Origin of the sequence: Bacillus sp. SIMBA_005 (assembly GCF_046535585.1) — a bacterium.
Lineage (GTDB): Bacteria > Bacillota > Bacilli > Bacillales > Bacillaceae > Bacillus > Bacillus pumilus.
In genome coordinates this window covers 1-235 of sequence record NZ_JAWRWI010001200.1, presented here as the reverse complement: position 1 = coordinate 235, position 235 = coordinate 1, and the positions used below count along the sequence as shown (strand labels likewise).

The 235-nt window shown below is 41.3% G+C and carries 1 protein-coding gene; it reads left to right on the top strand.

Features of this window, described 5'->3' with window-relative positions; genetic code table 11:
- Nucleotides 1–235, top strand: a 235-nt coding sequence (locus SB660_RS23890; RefSeq protein WP_410585098.1) for an enoyl-CoA hydratase-related protein, incomplete at both ends; no start/stop codon positions are given.

Sequence of the window (235 nt, the reverse complement as noted above, 5' to 3'; positions counted from 1 at the left end):
ATATTATCGTTGCTTGTGAAAATAGCAAGCTGGCAATGAACTTTATCGGGATTGGCTTAATACCAGATGGTGGGGGTCATTTCTTTATGAAGGAAAGAATTGGCACTGTAAAGGCAAAACAAATGATTTGGGAAGGAAAAGTGCTAACAGCCGAGGAAGCACATAGTGTAGGCTTAATTGATTATGTTGCGCCTGAAGGGTCGGTTTTTGCAGTGGCTGATCAGTTAGTAGGAAA